The sequence below is a fragment of the Salicola sp. AFF1 genome (genome assembly GCF_056783195.1).
Map to the genome: position 1 here is coordinate 59,965 of NZ_JBXAYL010000017.1, position 14,669 is coordinate 74,633.

A 14,669-nucleotide genomic window follows, 5' to 3' on the forward strand; every position below is an offset into this window, starting at 1 on the left:
CGTTGGAAATGGCGCTCAGGATACTGACTCTGACGAGATCATAAATTGATAAAAACAAAAATGGTAAGTTTGTTTTGGAATATACAAATCAGACAAACGCATGGCCAGCCCAATTGATGGATTCGGTGGTGGGCGCTCTCGGGTAACGGGACAATGTGACTTGCCCTCAGCCACCGGAGGCACCCATGGAACTCGTCTGTCCGGCGGGCAATCTGCCCGCACTGAAAGCCGCCGTTGATGCGGGCGCCGATGTGGTCTACATCGGTTTCCGTGACCACACCAACGCCCGCCAGTTCGCCGGTCTCAATTTTACCGAAAAACGCATGCGCGAGGGCATGGACTACGCCCGAAAACGCGGCACGCGCGTGTTCTGCGCGCTCAACACCTACCCGCAACCGGCGGGCTGGCCGCACTGGACGGCCACCCTGGACCGGGCCGTGGATCTGGGCTTTGATGCGCTGATCCTGGCGGATATGGGGCTGCTGGATTACGCGGCCCGGAACCACCCGGAGGTGCCCCGCCATCTGTCCGTTCAGGGCTCGGCCACCAGCTACGAGGCGCTGCGCTTCTATCACCGGGAATTCGGCATCAGCCGGGCAGTGCTGCCGCGCGTGCTGTCCATGGACCAGGTGCGCCAGGTGGCGGCCCATTCACCGGTGGAGCTGGAGGTGTTCGCCTTTGGCAGTCTCTGCATCATGGCTGAGGGGCGCTGTTACCTGTCGTCCTATCTGACGGACGAATCGCCCAACACCTGTGGCGCCTGCTCTCCAGCCAAGGCCGTCCGATGGCAGGAGAAGGGCGACGAGCTGGAAGCCCGTTTGAATGGGGTGCTGATCGACCGCTTTGGGGGCGACGAACAGGCGGGCTACCCGACCCTGTGCAAGGGGCGCTTCGAGGTGGGCGGCTCGGTCTATCACGCCATCGAAGAGCCCACCAGCCTCAATACCATGGATCTGCTGCCGGAGCTGCACCAGCTCGGCGTGGCCGCGCTCAAGATCGAAGGGCGCCAGCGCAGTCCCGCCTACAGCGGCCAGGTCGCGGGAACCTGGCGCGCGGCGATTGACCGGGTCATGGCGGATCCCGAAACCTTTGAACCCGCCCCGCAATGGCGCCAGACCCTGGGGGAACTGTCCGAGGGTGGGCACACGACATTGGGCGCATGGACCCGGAGCTGGAAATGACGATGAAACTCTCCCTGGGGCCCATTCTCTGGTACTGGCCCCGCCAGGATGTACTCAACTTCTACGCCGAGGCAGCGGAATGGCCGGTGGAAACCATCTACCTGGGGGAAGTGGTCTGTTCCCGACGTCGGGACATGAAGGTATCGGACTGGGTGGATCTGGCGCGCGACCTGCAGGCCTGCGGTAAGGAAGTGGTGCTCTCCACCCAGACGCTGATCGAATCCGAAGCGGACCTGCGCACCCTGCGCCGCATCCGCGACAACGCCGAGTTTCTGGTGGAGGCCAACGACCAGAGCGCGCTCAACATGGTGACTGAAGCGGGCCTGCCATTTGTGACCGGGCCTTCCGTTAACCTCTACAACATCGCCACGCTGAGGGTGCTGCTGCGCCGTGGCCTGCAGCGCTGGTGTCTGCCGGTGGAGTTGAGCAGGGACACCCTGGCGGACATGCAGGCGGCCCTCCAGGAGGCGTCACTGTACGCACCGGTCGAGGTTTTCGCCTGGGGCTTCCTGCCCCTGGCGTGGTCGTCGCGCTGCTTCACGGCCCGCTATTACGGCAAGCCCAAGGACCGCTGTGAATTCGTCTGCCAGCAGCATCCGGAAGGGTTGCCCCTGAAATCCCGTGAGCACCAGGACGTATTCCGGCTCAATGGCATCAGCACCCTCTCCGGCGCCCGCTATGACCTGATGCGGGAGCTGCCGGACATGCAGCAGCTGGGAGTCGATACGGTGCGACTGAGCCCGGAATACGACGGCATGGCGGAGGTGGTGCGGCGTTTCGACCGGGCACGCCATGGTGAGATGCCCGAGCGCCACCCGCTGGCGCTGGCGGACGCACCGCCCTGTGACGGCTACTGGTACGGCCGCCCGGGCATGGACTGGAGTCACCGCTGATGAAAGAGACACTGGATCGCGCGGCACGGGGCATTGTACCGCTGGTGGATGCGCGCCTGCCCTGGCCCCTCAAGCAGGGACTGGTGGAGGTGGCGTTGAACCACCTGTTCCAGGAGGCCCTGGCGGAAGGGGATTTCGAGGAACTGGAAGGCCGGCTCCTGCGACTGGAGCTGGATGACCGGGCCACTGGCGTCACGCTTGGCTTCTGGGGTGGGCGGCTGCGTATGGCGGATGCGGAGGCGGAAGCAACCATCCGTGGCACCGTGGAAGCCTTTCGGCGGCTGGCGGAGCGCCGGGAAGATCCGGACCGGCTCTTCTTCCAGCGCCAGCTGGTGATTGAGGGCGATACCGAGCTGGGGCTGGCGGTGAAGAACCTGCTGGATGCGCTGGAGTGGCGCATTCCACTGATCAGCGCGCTTCCGGGTGACGCCGGCTGATCAGGTCCCAGGCCTTGTGGATCTCCTCCAGGCGGGTGCGCGCGAGTTGCGGGTCCATGTCCGTGTGCTGCACCCGATCCGGATGATACAGGCTGCGTTGCTTACGGTAGGCCTGGCGCAGGGTCTCCAGTGAGTCCGACGGCTTACCGCCGACCACCTCGCAGGCGCGGGCCAGGCCGGTCACCGTGGTTGAGCTGGTCCCGTTCCGGGAGGCATCGGACCAGACCTTGCCCCGGTAGCTCTGCAGGATCCGGTTGCTGGCCGTGGCGGGCAGGCCGGTGGCGGTGATGGCAGCGTGGCAGCGCGCCACGCGGGCGGCCGAATCCGACGACCCCTGATAGCACAGATGGACCAGCGCCATGCTCAACCGCAGCGCCGTTTCCGGCCAGCGCCGAGAGATCAAGCGGAACCATAGGGGGACGGTGGGCTGGGCGTCGCCTTTGCCGGCGTTGAACCGGCGGATCAGCCGGCGGCGCTGGCGGGGACCGGCCTCAAGGCCGCGCATCAGCGATTCACCGTAGCGGATGTCCAGCTCGGTCACACGCCCGTCCGCCTTGGCCACAAAGCCCATCAGCCGGAACAGCGTGCCGCGTGCCCAGCGGGGCAGGCCGGTGCGTTCCAGCAGGCGGGCGCCGTGGTGGCCGCAGGCGGTCAGTTCCTGAAGCAGCTCCGAGAGGTTATCCGGAAGCGCCTCGTTGGTCTGGCTGCTGTGTTTCGCGTTCATGGGGCCTTGCCGCTCTCTGCCAGGGCGCGCGTTGTTTCAAGTCGTTCCGGGCTGCCCACATCCACCCAGAGCCCATCATGGCGGGTGCCGATGACCCGCTCCTGCTGGCACGCCTGCTTCAGCACCGGGCCCAGCCGGTCCGTCTCCCCCGGCGCGCTGTCAATCAGGCGCCGGTGCAGCCGGCTGATGCCGGCAAAGGTGAGGGCGTCCTCCTTGTCCAGGGTGACGCGCCCGCCATCGGTCAGCCCAAAATCGCCGCTGCTGTGGTGATCCGGGTTTGGAACCAGGACCAGGTGCGCGTCGGTGTTGGCGTCCAATCGGCTGGCCACCAGCGGTGCCAGCTGAAAGTCCGTCCACACGTCCCCGTTGAGCACCAGGAACTCGTCATCGGTTTCCGTGAGCATGGGCAAGGCATTGCGGAGCCCGCCCAGGGTCTCCAGTGGTGTGCCCTCGCGGGCATACTCAATACGGGCGCCCAAGCGCTGCCCATTGCCCAGCGCGGCTTCAATGCGCTCGCCCAGCCAGGCGGTGTTGATCACAATCCCCTGGATTCCCGCTGCCACCAGGGCCTCAATGTGCCACTCGATCAGGGGCCGCCCGCCCACAGGCAGAAGCGGCTTGGGGGTCTTCAGGGTCAGCGGTCGCAGTCGTTCGCCCCGCCCGGCGGCCAGGATCATGGCTTTCATGAGGTCGTGACCATCCGCTCCACCGCCGGCGCCACGCGCTCGGCCAGCCAGTCCCCGAAGTGCTCCATGGCCGGCTGCCGGCGGGAGGCTGAAATGATGTAGTCCAGGGTGCGCGGGATGTCGGCCAGGTAACGGGGCTTGCCGTCACGCTGGTCGAGCCGCGCAAAGATGCCGCTGGCCTTGAGGTGGCGCTGGATGCCCATGAGCTCGAACCATTGGCGGAAGGTGGCCTCGTCCGCCTGGTGCAGCCCCGCCTCCCGGGCCTCGATGCGGTAATACTCCAGCCACGCGCAGACCTTTTCCAGCGGCCAGCTCACGTAGCAGTCGCGCAGCAGTGAGGCCACGTCGTAGGTGATGGGGCCGATGACCGCGTCTTGGAAGTCAATGATGCCGGGGTCGTTGTCTCCGGTAACCAGCAGGTTGCGGGAATGGTAATCACGGTGGACGGTGACCCGCGGCTGGGCAAGGGCGGATTCGGTGAGCGTGGCAAAGGTGGTGGCCAGCATCGCCTGTTCCTGGCTTGAAAGGCGCATGCCCAGTTTCTGCTCCAGGAGCCAGTCCGGGAACAGCTGCATTTCGTTCTGCAGGCGCTGCTGGTCATAGGGCGGCAAGGGGTAGTCAGGCGGCGAGGGCAGGCCCTGCAGCTGCACCAGGGCTCTCAGTGCCTGTCCATAGAGGCGGTCCGCCGCCGCCTCGCTGGTGAGCTCATCCAGGTAGAGCCGGTCGCCCAGATCCTCCAGCAGCAGCAACCCCTGGTCCGTGTCCGCCGCGAGCAGCTCCGGCACGTGCAGGCCCTGTTGATGCCAGTGGCGGGTCAGCGCCACGAACGCCTCGCAGGATTCCTTTTCGGGCGGCGCGTCCATGACCACCCGCGACCCCTGCGGCGTGGTCACGCGGAAATAGCGGCGGAAACTCGCGTCGCCGGCCACTGGCTCGAGCGCTCCCGGCGCGGTTCCCAGGGTCTGGCGCAGCCAGGCCAGCATGGCGTCGTAGCGTTGATCCATGGTTGCTCCCGTTGAACGGCGCCGCGCCACGCAGCACCTTGCAGATGGGTTGTATTCTGCATTAACCCTCAGCCAACTGGCCAGAGAGCGTTAACATGCCGCAGTGGCCCATGTAGACTGTGTGGCTGTTTTCAGCCGCATGCTGGCGGACGCTCCGGAGAGGGTGAGTGGCAATAAAGAGGTGGATCAACAACCGCACTGGTGGTTTCCGGATGCTGGCTGCCAGCATCGTGTTTGGCTGTGCGTCCGCCCAGGCCGGTCAGCCCCCTTCGGCGGCCGCCATGGATTGGGTCGACTGGGATCAGCTGCCCCCCGCCCTGCAGGAGCAGGTGCCGGCCTACTGTGGTGGCGCCTATCGTCCCCCCGCCCTTGAAGCCGCCAGTTCGGAGGCCGGTTCGCCGGAAGGCGGCACCAGGCCGCTGGAGATTACCAGCCGCAACGCTCGTTACCGCATGCAGCAGACCCTGGAGCTCAAGGGCGACGTCCGGGTCCAGCAGGGTGAACTCAGGGTGCGCAGTGACCGGGCCCGGTATGATCAGGCCAGTGGCGAGCTCGACCTTGAGGGTGATGTGGTCAGTCGGGCGCAGGGGGCGCTGCTCACCGGTAACCAGGCGCGCACGGATGACCAGGGCGGCGAGCTGACCCTCCATACTGCGCGCTTCCTGCTCCATGACAGCCGCATGCGGGGCAGCGCGGGCCGCATCGAGCGCACCGGCGAGGCCGCCATGGGCATTCATCAGGCGGTCATGACCACCTGCCCGCCGGGCCAGGATGACTGGTCGCTCGCGGCAAGCGGGGTGGAGCTGGACCGCGCCAGTGGCTTTGGGACCGCCCGCCATGTCCGGTTGCGGGTAAAGGACGTGCCCTTACTGTACGTGCCCTGGGTCCGCTTCCCCATTGATGACCGCCGTCACACCGGCTTCCTGTACCCCACTTTCGGGTCGTCCACCACTGGCAATGGGGTCTTCGTGGCCACCCCCTTCTATTTCAACCTGGCGCCTCATTACGACGCGACCTATACCCCTCAGTTCGTCCAGGGGCGAGGCTACTTTTCGGAGCTGGAAACACGGTACCTGAGCCGTTTCGGGCAGACGGATGTGCAGCTGGGCTATATCGCCAATGATTCCGAATTTGACTCGGACAACCCGGGAGAGGACGGGGAGCGCTGGGGGCTGGATGTGACCAGTAACGCCGATTTCGGGGGCGGCTGGTACGGGGATCTGGACTACGCGGTGGTCTCCGATGACGATTACGCCACCGACCTCAACCGCACGCTCGATATCCAGCAGGACACGCATCTGCGGCGCAACGGGCAGCTGCGCTACAGCCAGCCGGGCCTGGACTTTTCCGCCGCGCTCCGGGGCTTCCAGACCATTGACCCGGCCATTCCAGAGGGCGACCGGCCCTACAGCCAGCTGCCTCGCCTGCAGCTGGATCTCAGTACCCGCAGTGGCAACTGGTATGCCAGCCAGGAAACGGAATACAACTACTTCTGGCGTGACAACGACGGCCTCCAGGGGCTGGAAGCGGCGACCGGCCACCGGTTGCGCGCCCGCCCGGAAGTGGGCTGGGAGCTGCGCGGTCTGTCCGGATTTGTGGACACCTCCGTCATGCTCGACCATACCGAGTACCAGCTGGACGACCTGGACCGGGAGGAGCGCTTCAGTCGCAGCGTACCCTTCGCGGATCTGGATGCCGGACTCTACTTTGATCGCTTCTTCGAATCCGGCGGGACCGCCTATACCCAGACCCTTGAGCCACGGCTGTATTACGTCTACTCGCCGCAACGCGACCAGAGCGACATCCCCAACTTCGATACCCGGCTCAATTCCTTCCACTTCAACCAGCTCTTTGCCCGGGACCGCTTCGTGGGTGGCGACCGGGTGGGCGATAACAACCGCCTCACGACGGCCCTGACCTCTCGGGTGTATGATAGGGAGGCAGGCATCGAGCGGGCCCGGCTGAGCTTTGGCCAGATCCACCGCTTCGACAATGAGAAGGTGGCGCTGCCCAACGGCATGGGGGCGGATGCGGACCGGACATCGCCCTACGCCGGTGAGCTGCAGCTGCGACCGCTGGAAACCATGGATCTGCGCATTACCGGCCAGTGGGATAACCGGGCCCATAAAACGGTGAGAGGGCGCAGCCAGCTTGGCTTCCATACCCGCGACTACCGGAACCTGCTCAATGCCGGCCATACCTATGACGCGGCCACCGATCTTGAGCAAGCGGATGTGAGCGGCGTGCTGGCGCTGGGTGAACAGACGAGCCTGATTGGCCGCTGGCTTTACGATATGGACAATGAGGCAACGGCGGGCACGCTCCTGGGCGTTGAGTACACCAGCTGCTGCTGGAACCTGCAGTTCGTGGCCCAGCGCTATCGCACCCGGAACGAGGGCCTGGACACCCGCTTGCTGTTCCAGGTCAAGCTGCTCGGGCTCGGCGGCAGCGGCAGTGCCGGTGAAACGGCCCGCGATGCCATTCCGGGTTTCGGTCGCCGTGGTGCCACCCGCGAGCGACCGAGCCCCGACCAGCTGCGGCGGCCAGCGCGGGCGCGGTGGCCCTGAACCCAATCACATTGAGGTAAGCATGACTCTGAAACGACAGCGTCCTTCCAACCTGCTGGCCCTGATCCTGCTGGCCTGCCTGCCCATGCTCGCGGCTGGGGCCGACCGCCAGCCCCTGGACCGCGTCGTGGCCGTGGTGGACGAGGGCGTGGTGCTGCAGTCCGAACTCCAGGCCCGGATGCAGCAGATCCGTTCACGCATGAATGCCCAGGGGACGCGGCTGCCGCCGGAATCCGTGCTGCAACAGCGCGTGCTGGATCAGCTCGTGCTCGAAGAGATCCAGATCCAGCGGGCCCGCAAGATGGGGATGCGCATTGGGGATTCCGAGCTCAACGACGCCATGCGCAACGTTGCCCGCAACAACGGCTTCAGCAGCCTGAACGCGTTCGAGCAGGCGCTGGCCAGCGAGGGGATGAGTTTCCAGCAGGCACGGGAGCAGATCCGGCGCGAGATGCTGGTCAGCCGGGTCCAGCAGCAGCGCGTGGGCCGGCGCGTGCGCGTGACGGAACGGGAGGTGGACAACTTCCTCAGCTCCGCCCAGGCCCAGGATCAATCCGGCATTGAACACTTGCTCGGTAACATCCTGATCAAGGTGAACAACTTCAATGATGAAGAGCAGGTCCAGGCTGCCCGCAGCAAGGCTGAATCCATCCAGCAACGGCTGGAAGACGGGGCGGACTTCCGGGAGCTGGCCGTTGCCGAGTCAGACGGGCGTAAAGCGCTGGAAGGCGGTGAGCTGGGCTGGCGCACCGGCCAGGAACTGCCCTCGTTGGTGGCCGACACGATTCCCAAGCTGGATGTGGGCGAACCCTCGCAAGTACTGAAGAGCGGCAGCGGTTTCCATGTGGTCACGCCACTGGACCGCCGGGGCCAGGATTCCGGGAAGGTCGTCCAGCGCAAGGTGAGCCACATCCTGGTCAATACCCAGAACCGCTCGGCCTCCGAGGCGGAATCGCTGATCCGCGACATCCAGTCACAACTGAGCAACGGGGCCGACTTTGCAGCCCTGGCCCAGGAATACTCCGACGACCCCGGCACCGTTTCCGATGGGGGTGAGCTGGGATGGGTTGGCCCTGGTGAAATGGTGCCCGCGTTTGAGGACACCATGATGAATACGCCGGTGGGCGAAACCAGTGACCCCTTCCGTTCCCGGTTTGGCTGGCACATCCTGAAGGTTGAGGATAAGCGCCAGGCCGAGAAGAGCGACCAGGCCCGGCGTAACAAGGCGCGTCAGGCATTGCAGCAGCGCCAGTACGAACTGGAACTCCAGAACTGGTTGAGCCAGATCCGTGAGGAAGCCTACGTGAACGTGAAACTCGGGGAGGACCAATCGTGAGTCGCCCAGCACGCCTGGCGGTCACGGCGGGTGAGCCAGCCGGCATTGGGCCGGACCTGTGCCTCAGCCTGGCTGAGCGCGAGCGGGAAACCGAACTGGTGGTGGTTGCGGACGCCGAGCTGATGCGCGAGCGCGCCCGCGAGCTGGGATTGACGGTGCGGGTTGAGTCCTGGGAGCCGGACCAGCCCATTCCCACCGAAGCCGGGGTGCTTCCGGTCTGGTCCGTCGCCTCCGTTGCCACCACCGGCGCCGGGAAGCTGAACCCGGATAATGCCGCTTATGTGCTGCGCACCCTTGAAGCGGCGGTGGAAGCCTGCCAGCTCAGCATCGTGGATGCCATGGTCACCGCGCCGGTGCACAAGGGCGTGATCAATGAAGCCGGTATCCGCTTCAGCGGCCATACCGAATTCCTGCAGGAAAAGACCGGTGCCAGTGGTGTGGTGATGATGCTGGCCACGGAAGGGCTGCGCGTGGCGCTGGCCACAACCCATCTGCCGCTGCGGGCGGTGCCCGATGCCATTCAGGGGGATCGCCTGAGCCGTGTGCTGCACATCCTTGATGCCGACCTGCGCAAGCATTTCGGCATCGACCAGCCCCGGATCCTGGTGGCGGGCCTGAACCCGCATGCCGGCGAAGGCGGCCATCTTGGCCGCGAGGAGATCGATGTGATCGAGCCACTTCTGGCACGGCTGAACAGCGAGGGCATGCACCTGGTGGGCCCGCTGCCGGCAGACACCCTGTTCACGCCCTACAACCTGGAAAAGGCGGACGCAGTGCTCGCCATGTATCACGACCAGGGCCTGCCCGTGCTCAAGCACAAGGGATTTGGCCGCGCCGTGAACATTACCCTGGGCCTTCCGATCATCCGCACCTCCGTGGATCACGGCACAGCCCTGAATCTGGCCGGCACCGGGCAGGTCGACGCTGGCAGCCTGCATGAAGCCATCGACACCGCGGCCCATATGGTGGGCCAGCGGGAACAGACACGGCAGGAGCGCGCATGAGCCGACCGCCAGGGCACCAGGCGCGCAAGCGTTTCGGTCAGAACTTCCTGCACGACGCGGGGGTGATCGACCGCATCGTGGGGGCCATCAACCCAGCGCCGGAAGACAACCTGGTGGAGATTGGGCCCGGCATGGGGGCGTTGAGCCAGCCGCTTCTGGAGGCCTGCCCCTCGCTGCAGATGATTGAGCTGGACCGGGACCTGATCCCGGGCCTGCGGGCCCAGTTCTTCCGTTACCCGGAACTCAGCATCCACGAAGGCGATGCCCTGCGCTTTGATTTCAGGACCATTGCCGACAAGGGGCCCATCCGGGCGGTGGGCAACCTGCCGTACAACATCGCCACGCCCCTGATCTTCCACCTGATGGAATACGGGGATGTGGTCCGCGACATGCACTTCATGCTCCAGAAAGAAGTGGTGGAGCGCATGGCCGCGGCGCCGGGCGAGAGCCAGTGGGGCCGGCTCGCCATCATGACCCAGTATCGGTGCCGGGTGCAGCCGTTGTTCACGGTGGGGTCGGGCGCCTTCAGCCCGGCACCCAAGGTGGAATCCGCCATTGTGCGGCTGATTCCCCACGAGACCATCCCCAATCCCGCCCATGACACGGAACTGCTGGCCAGGGTTGTGCGCACGGCCTTTAACGCGCGGCGCAAGACCCTGCGCAAGGCGCTGGCTCCGTTTTTCGGGGACGAGGACTGGCAGCGGCTGGGCATTGAACCGATGCTGCGCCCCCAGAACCTGACCCTGAGGGACTATGTGATGCTGGCCAACGATCTGTACGCACAGCGAGGCAACGGGAGTACGGAATGAGCGAGTACGTCATTGGCGACATTCACGGCTGCCACGACACCCTGCGACTACTCATGGACCGTCTCGGGTTCAGCCCGGACCGGGACCGGCTCTGGTTCGTGGGGGATCTCATCAACCGTGGGCCCAAGTCCCTGGAATCCCTGCGCCTGGTGCGGGACCTGGGCGACAATGCCCTGGTCACCCTGGGCAACCACGACATGCACTTTCTGGCCGTTGCATTGGGCGGGCATGCGCCCCGGCCCAAGGACACCCTCCAACCCATCCTGGAAGCGCCTGATCGCCATGGTCTGATTGACTGGCTGTTGCAGCAGCACTTTGCGGTACCCGACTCCGAGCGTGGGCTGCTGATGGTCCATGCCGGGATTCCGCATCTGTGGACGGCGGAAGAGGCGGTGGATTACAGCCGGGAGCTGGAGGCCGTACTCCAGAGCAGCGAGGCGACGCGTTATTTCCGCGAGATGTACGGGAACCGGCCGCAACGCTGGGACGACGCCCTTGAAGGCATGGACCGGTGGCGGATGATCACCAATTATTTCACCCGCATGCGCTTTGTGGCCCGGGACGGTACGCTGGACCTGGCCACCAAGGAGGGCGCTGGCGCCGCTCCCGAAGGCTTTGCGCCCTGGTTCCAGTACCCTCGGCCGGACTCGGCAGAACTGCTCTTCGGGCACTGGGCGGCCCTGGAAGGCCGGACGGAGACGCCCGGCGTTCACGGGCTGGACACGGGCTGCGTCTATAATGGCCAGCTCACCGCAATGAACCTTGATACCAGGGAGATGACCCGTGTTGAACCCTGCGACTGATACCGGATTGGCAGCGGGAACCTGGCTGGCGACAGGGGCTGTGCTGGGTGGCCTGGCCGTGGCGGCGGGCGCCTTTGGCGCGCATGCGCTTGAAGGCAAGCTCTCGAGCCATTACATGGGCGTGTTCGAGACCGCCGTCCAGTACCAGATGTTCCATGCGCTGGCGTTACTGGGGGTGGCGCTGATCGGGATGATTCGGCCGGATGCGTCCTGGCTGGTGCCGGCGGCCTGGGCGTTTCTGGTGGGCATTCTCCTGTTCAGCGGCAGTCTGTACGCGCTGGTGCTCAGTGGTACCCGCATTCTGGGGGCGATTACGCCGATCGGGGGTGTGGCCTTTCTGATTGGCTGGGTCTGCCTGGTGATGGCCGGGGTACGGCTGGGGGCTTGAAGCTGGCTGTTTTAAGCCTCAGTTTTATGGAAGGTGGTCTCCGGCTCCCTTCCTGCAGTTCTACTGGCGCACCGAGCGAACGATATGAAGATCGAACTGAACGGCGAAAACACTGAAGTCAGCGACGGCGCCAGCATCCAGGCACTGGTGGAGCAGCTGGAACTCACCGGGCGGCGCATTGCCGTGGAAGTGAACGAAGAGATTGTGCCCCGCAGCGAGTATGGCTCCCACCAGCTGGCCCCTGGTGATCGCGTGGAAGTTGTGCATGCGATCGGCGGCGGCTGAGCTGGCACCAATCAGGTCCCTGAAACGAGAGAGATGATGACCAACGAGACCCCCCAGGACGCGCCCCTCACCATTGACGGCACCCCCTACCAATCCCGCCTGCTGGTGGGAACGGGCAAATACGCCAGCTGGGAACAGGCCCGTGACGCCATTGAGACCAGCGGGGCGGAGATGGTGACCATGGCGGTGCGGCGCACCAACCTGGGCCAGAACCCGGACGAACCCAGCCTTCTGGACATCGTCTCGCCGGAGCAGTACACCCTTCTGCCCAATACCGCCGGGTGCTACAACGCCAGGGATGCCGTGCGCACCTGCAAGCTGGCGCGCGAGCTGCTGGACGGCCACAACCTGGTCAAGCTGGAGGTTCTGGGCGATGAGAAGACCCTTTACCCGGACGTGACCGAGACCCTGAAGGCGGCGGAACAGCTGATCGACGACGGATTCCGGGTTATGGTCTACACCAATGACGACCCGCTGATCGCGCTCAGGCTGGAGCGCATGGGGTGTGTGGCCGTCATGCCGCTGGGCGCCCCCATTGGCTCCGGGCTGGGCATCCAGAACCGCTACAACATCCGCACCATTGTTGAGAACGCCAGTGTTCCGGTGTTGGTGGACGCAGGCGTGGGCACGGCTTCGGACGCCAGCGTGGCCATGGAGCTGGGCTGTGATGGCGTCCTGATGAACACCGCCATCGCCGAGGCCAGGGAGCCGGTCCGCATGGCCAGGGCCATGGGCAAGGCCATTGAAGCCGGTCGTGACGCCTACCTCGCCGGCCGTATGCCCAAAAAAGCCTACGCGAGCGCCTCATCGCCGCTTGACGGCACTTTCTTCCAGTGACCGCTGGGGCGTAAGAGCCCCAGCCCCGTGTGACAGGCCCCGACCGCGCTTTGACCGACCCTGTGCCCAAACCGGCCACAGGGTCAATTTGTATAAATTGTGGGCGAAGGCCTGTGCCTCTGCTATACAGATAGAGAGGAGGCGCAGTCCATAGAGCCTCCTACTCAGTCTAAGCCGTGATCGTGGAGGACCACATGAAAACAATGCTAAGCGGGCTTCTGTTCGGCGTCCTGCTCCTTTCGGGCGGGATGGCAACAGCGCAGACCGGCAAGACCCTCAACGTATTCACCTGGGAAGGCTATGTGCTGCCTGAGGAGGTTGAAGCCGTTAACAAGCTGCTTGAGCGCAAAGGGTACGACTACCGGGTGCAGGTTATTGAGCCGTGGGCGGAGGGCCCGTCCCAGATGTTCGACGTGATGCGCAGCGGCAACGTGGACATCAGCTTTCTCACCCTCAACTACATCAAGATGCAGGGGGGCAAGATCCAGTCGCTGTTGCAGCCCATTAACACGGATTCCCCACGACTCACCAATTACGACGCTCTGAACGACGACCTGACCCAGATTTCAATGGGCATGGATAATGGTGAGCCCCTCTATATTCCCTGGGGCGGGGGCGCTTACGGCATCTGGGCCAACATGGACAAACTCTCCAAGGATGAGCTGCCCCAGTCGGTGAACGACCTCTGGAACGATCGCTGGGAGGGTAAACTCTCGCTCACGAAGGGCCAGATCCAGCCCAACATTGCCCTGGCGTTGATGGCCCAGGGGAAAGAGCCGTTCCACATCAACGAGCTGGCGGGAGACCGTGCCGGACTGGGTAAATACTCCAAGGCGGACACAGCCCTGCAGCGGAAGATGAACGCCCTGTACGACCAGGTTGGCAATTTCTGGTCCGATGGGCCGGTGTTCAGCGACGACCTCCTCCTGGTTGCCTCCTACGGCCCCGGCGTATCAGCCCACAATGCCGAGGGCGGCAACTGGGAGCTGGTCTCCTTTGAGGAAGGGAATACAGTGTGGCTGGACACGATCAACTTCAGTTCAGAGCTCTCCGGCCGGAAACTGGAAGCGGCGGAAATCTTTGCCAACTACTTCATTGGCAAGAAGGTCCAGGAGCGGGTGGTTGAAGGACTGGGTATGGTCGCCGCCTCAAGCAAGGTAGACTCCAACCCGCTGATCGAGGACAACCCGAACTTCTTTGACTCGGCCATGTTCTGGCCACCCTATGACAGTAAGGCCAACAACGTGATGAAGATCATCTCGGATCGGGCGATGGAGTAAACCATCCAAGTCGCCGCTAAGTGAACTCGCAGCGGCCATTGCCAAAGGGCAATTGGCCGCTGGTTTGCTGGATATCCTCCTGAGCGACTTTTTCGGAGGTGGCGTTGCGTCAATTCCGACCAGAGCTTAGGTCTTGTTGTTGGTCTGACGACGCTTGGCCAGTTCCTTTTTCATCCAATCGCCAGCGTGCCGCATCTCTTGCCGCAGTGATTCGATTTCGGATTGTGTCAACCGCCGGTGCTTTCCGGAGGTATCCTGTTTCGCCTTGTGTGAGTTGGTCGATGTCATAACGAAACGCCTCTTTCCGATCGTTGTTTATTGGCTGGCCATCTTTGTTCTCCGTGCCGGCCCGCATTGTGTCTATCTAACGTCAACTACTCTGGCCGGTCGGCGACAATTATTTTGGCCGGTTGAGGGTAATTGTCGTCAGGCCGT

The 14,669-nt window shown here is 64.3% G+C and carries 16 protein-coding genes; 12 read left to right on the forward strand and 4 right to left on the reverse strand.

Features of this window, described 5'->3' with window-relative positions; genetic code table 11:
* Positions 1-185 precede the first annotated feature (185 nt).
* From ubiU to ubiT, 3 genes are read left to right on the forward strand one after another with little or no spacing between them, the layout of a single operon-like run.
* A complete protein-coding gene (ubiU, locus tag AC1RQI_RS12070) occupies positions 186-1,181 on the forward strand; it encodes a ubiquinone anaerobic biosynthesis protein UbiU (RefSeq protein ID WP_416633260.1) in 996 nt (331 codons plus the stop codon).
* On the forward strand, positions 1,178-2,074 hold the full coding sequence (locus tag AC1RQI_RS12075) for a U32 family peptidase (protein ID WP_481904977.1): 897 nt from the start codon (positions 1,178-1,180) through the stop codon (positions 2,072-2,074). Before ubiU ends, AC1RQI_RS12075 begins: the two co-directional genes overlap by 4 nt.
* Positions 2,074-2,511 (forward strand): ubiquinone anaerobic biosynthesis accessory factor UbiT, encoded by a 438-nt coding sequence (gene ubiT / locus AC1RQI_RS12080; protein ID WP_481904978.1) that lies wholly within the window; start codon positions 2,074-2,076, stop codon positions 2,509-2,511. The genes AC1RQI_RS12075 and ubiT overlap by 1 nt, the downstream gene beginning before the upstream one ends.
* On the opposite strand, the gene AC1RQI_RS12085 is transcribed toward ubiT, so the two are convergent.
* From AC1RQI_RS12085 to AC1RQI_RS12095, 3 genes are read right to left on the reverse strand one after another with little or no spacing between them, the layout of a single operon-like run.
* Positions 2,483-3,235: a co-chaperone DjlA gene (locus AC1RQI_RS12085; protein ID WP_481904979.1), complete on the reverse strand. Its 753-nt coding sequence runs from the start codon at positions 3,233-3,235 to the stop codon at positions 2,483-2,485. The genes ubiT and AC1RQI_RS12085 overlap by 29 nt on opposite strands.
* Complete coding sequence (gene murU / locus AC1RQI_RS12090; protein ID WP_481904980.1) at positions 3,232-3,921, reverse strand: N-acetylmuramate alpha-1-phosphate uridylyltransferase MurU; 690 nt, start codon at positions 3,919-3,921, stop codon at positions 3,232-3,234. Before murU ends, AC1RQI_RS12085 begins: the two co-directional genes overlap by 4 nt.
* Entirely contained in the window at positions 3,918-4,925 is a 1,008-nt protein-coding gene (locus AC1RQI_RS12095; RefSeq protein WP_481904981.1) for an aminoglycoside phosphotransferase family protein, read from the reverse strand. The genes murU and AC1RQI_RS12095 overlap by 4 nt, the downstream gene beginning before the upstream one ends.
* Before the next feature lie 167 nt (positions 4,926-5,092).
* Here AC1RQI_RS12095 and AC1RQI_RS12100 point away from each other — a divergent pair, with 167 nt between their 5' ends.
* The 9 genes from AC1RQI_RS12100 (at position 5,093) to AC1RQI_RS12140 (ending at position 14,234) form a co-directional block, all read left to right on the forward strand.
* Positions 5,093-7,492: an LPS-assembly protein LptD gene (locus tag AC1RQI_RS12100; RefSeq protein ID WP_481904982.1), complete on the forward strand. Its 2,400-nt coding sequence runs from the start codon at positions 5,093-5,095 to the stop codon at positions 7,490-7,492.
* Positions 7,493-7,514: 22 nt separating this feature from the next.
* A complete protein-coding gene (locus AC1RQI_RS12105; protein ID WP_416633267.1) occupies positions 7,515-8,828 on the forward strand; it encodes a peptidylprolyl isomerase in 1,314 nt (437 codons plus the stop codon).
* Positions 8,825-9,832 carry a 4-hydroxythreonine-4-phosphate dehydrogenase PdxA gene (gene pdxA, locus AC1RQI_RS12110; protein ID WP_481904983.1) on the forward strand — a complete coding sequence of 336 codons (1,008 nt, stop codon included), beginning with the start codon at positions 8,825-8,827 and terminating at the stop codon, positions 9,830-9,832. Before AC1RQI_RS12105 ends, pdxA begins: the two co-directional genes overlap by 4 nt.
* Positions 9,829-10,641, forward strand: coding sequence for a 16S rRNA (adenine(1518)-N(6)/adenine(1519)-N(6))-dimethyltransferase RsmA (rsmA, locus tag AC1RQI_RS12115; protein WP_481904984.1), 813 nt, complete (start codon positions 9,829-9,831; stop codon positions 10,639-10,641). Before pdxA ends, rsmA begins: the two co-directional genes overlap by 4 nt.
* Positions 10,638-11,444: a symmetrical bis(5'-nucleosyl)-tetraphosphatase gene (locus AC1RQI_RS12120; RefSeq protein ID WP_481904985.1), complete on the forward strand. Its 807-nt coding sequence runs from the start codon at positions 10,638-10,640 to the stop codon at positions 11,442-11,444. The genes rsmA and AC1RQI_RS12120 overlap by 4 nt, the downstream gene beginning before the upstream one ends.
* Positions 11,425-11,832: a DUF423 domain-containing protein gene (locus AC1RQI_RS12125; protein ID WP_481904986.1), complete on the forward strand. Its 408-nt coding sequence runs from the start codon at positions 11,425-11,427 to the stop codon at positions 11,830-11,832. The genes AC1RQI_RS12120 and AC1RQI_RS12125 overlap by 20 nt, the downstream gene beginning before the upstream one ends.
* An 84-nt stretch (positions 11,833-11,916) precedes the next feature.
* On the forward strand, positions 11,917-12,117 hold the full coding sequence (gene thiS, locus AC1RQI_RS12130) for a sulfur carrier protein ThiS (RefSeq protein ID WP_416633272.1): 201 nt from the start codon (positions 11,917-11,919) through the stop codon (positions 12,115-12,117).
* 36 nt (positions 12,118-12,153) lie between these two features.
* A complete protein-coding gene (locus tag AC1RQI_RS12135) occupies positions 12,154-12,954 on the forward strand; it encodes a thiazole synthase (protein WP_481904990.1) in 801 nt (266 codons plus the stop codon).
* A 194-nt stretch (positions 12,955-13,148) separates the two neighbouring features.
* Positions 13,149-14,234, forward strand: coding sequence for an ABC transporter substrate-binding protein (locus AC1RQI_RS12140; RefSeq protein WP_481904987.1), 1,086 nt, complete (start codon positions 13,149-13,151; stop codon positions 14,232-14,234).
* A gap of 126 nt (positions 14,235-14,360) precedes the next feature.
* Here the strand turns inward: AC1RQI_RS12140 and AC1RQI_RS12145 are convergent, their stop codons facing one another.
* Positions 14,361-14,522: a hypothetical protein gene (locus tag AC1RQI_RS12145; RefSeq protein ID WP_481904988.1), complete on the reverse strand. Its 162-nt coding sequence runs from the start codon at positions 14,520-14,522 to the stop codon at positions 14,361-14,363.
* Positions 14,523-14,669 lie beyond the last annotated feature (147 nt).

Excerpts from the sequence above, each read along its gene's own strand:
- thiS (WP_416633272.1), top strand. The coding sequence starts at position 11,917 with ATGAAGATCGAACTGAACGGCGAAAACACTGAAGTCAGCGACGGCGCC.
- AC1RQI_RS12095 (WP_481904981.1), bottom strand. The coding sequence starts at position 4,925 with ATGGATCAACGCTACGACGCCATGCTGGCCTGGCTGCGCCAGACCCTG.
- rsmA (WP_481904984.1), top strand. The coding sequence starts at position 9,829 with ATGAGCCGACCGCCAGGGCACCAGGCGCGCAAGCGTTTCGGTCAGAAC.
- AC1RQI_RS12085 (WP_481904979.1), bottom strand. The coding sequence starts at position 3,235 with ATGAACGCGAAACACAGCAGCCAGACCAACGAGGCGCTTCCGGATAAC.
- AC1RQI_RS12135 (WP_481904990.1), top strand. The coding sequence starts at position 12,154 with ATGACCAACGAGACCCCCCAGGACGCGCCCCTCACCATTGACGGCACC.
- AC1RQI_RS12140 (WP_481904987.1), top strand. The coding sequence starts at position 13,149 with ATGAAAACAATGCTAAGCGGGCTTCTGTTCGGCGTCCTGCTCCTTTCG.
- AC1RQI_RS12145 (WP_481904988.1), bottom strand. The coding sequence starts at position 14,522 with ATGACATCGACCAACTCACACAAGGCGAAACAGGATACCTCCGGAAAG.
- ubiU (WP_416633260.1), top strand. The coding sequence starts at position 186 with ATGGAACTCGTCTGTCCGGCGGGCAATCTGCCCGCACTGAAAGCCGCC.
- AC1RQI_RS12075 (WP_481904977.1), top strand. The coding sequence starts at position 1,178 with ATGACGATGAAACTCTCCCTGGGGCCCATTCTCTGGTACTGGCCCCGC.
- murU (WP_481904980.1), bottom strand. The coding sequence starts at position 3,921 with ATGAAAGCCATGATCCTGGCCGCCGGGCGGGGCGAACGACTGCGACCG.
- AC1RQI_RS12105 (WP_416633267.1), top strand. The coding sequence starts at position 7,515 with ATGACTCTGAAACGACAGCGTCCTTCCAACCTGCTGGCCCTGATCCTG.
- AC1RQI_RS12120 (WP_481904985.1), top strand. The coding sequence starts at position 10,638 with ATGAGCGAGTACGTCATTGGCGACATTCACGGCTGCCACGACACCCTG.
- ubiT (WP_481904978.1), top strand. The coding sequence starts at position 2,074 with ATGAAAGAGACACTGGATCGCGCGGCACGGGGCATTGTACCGCTGGTG.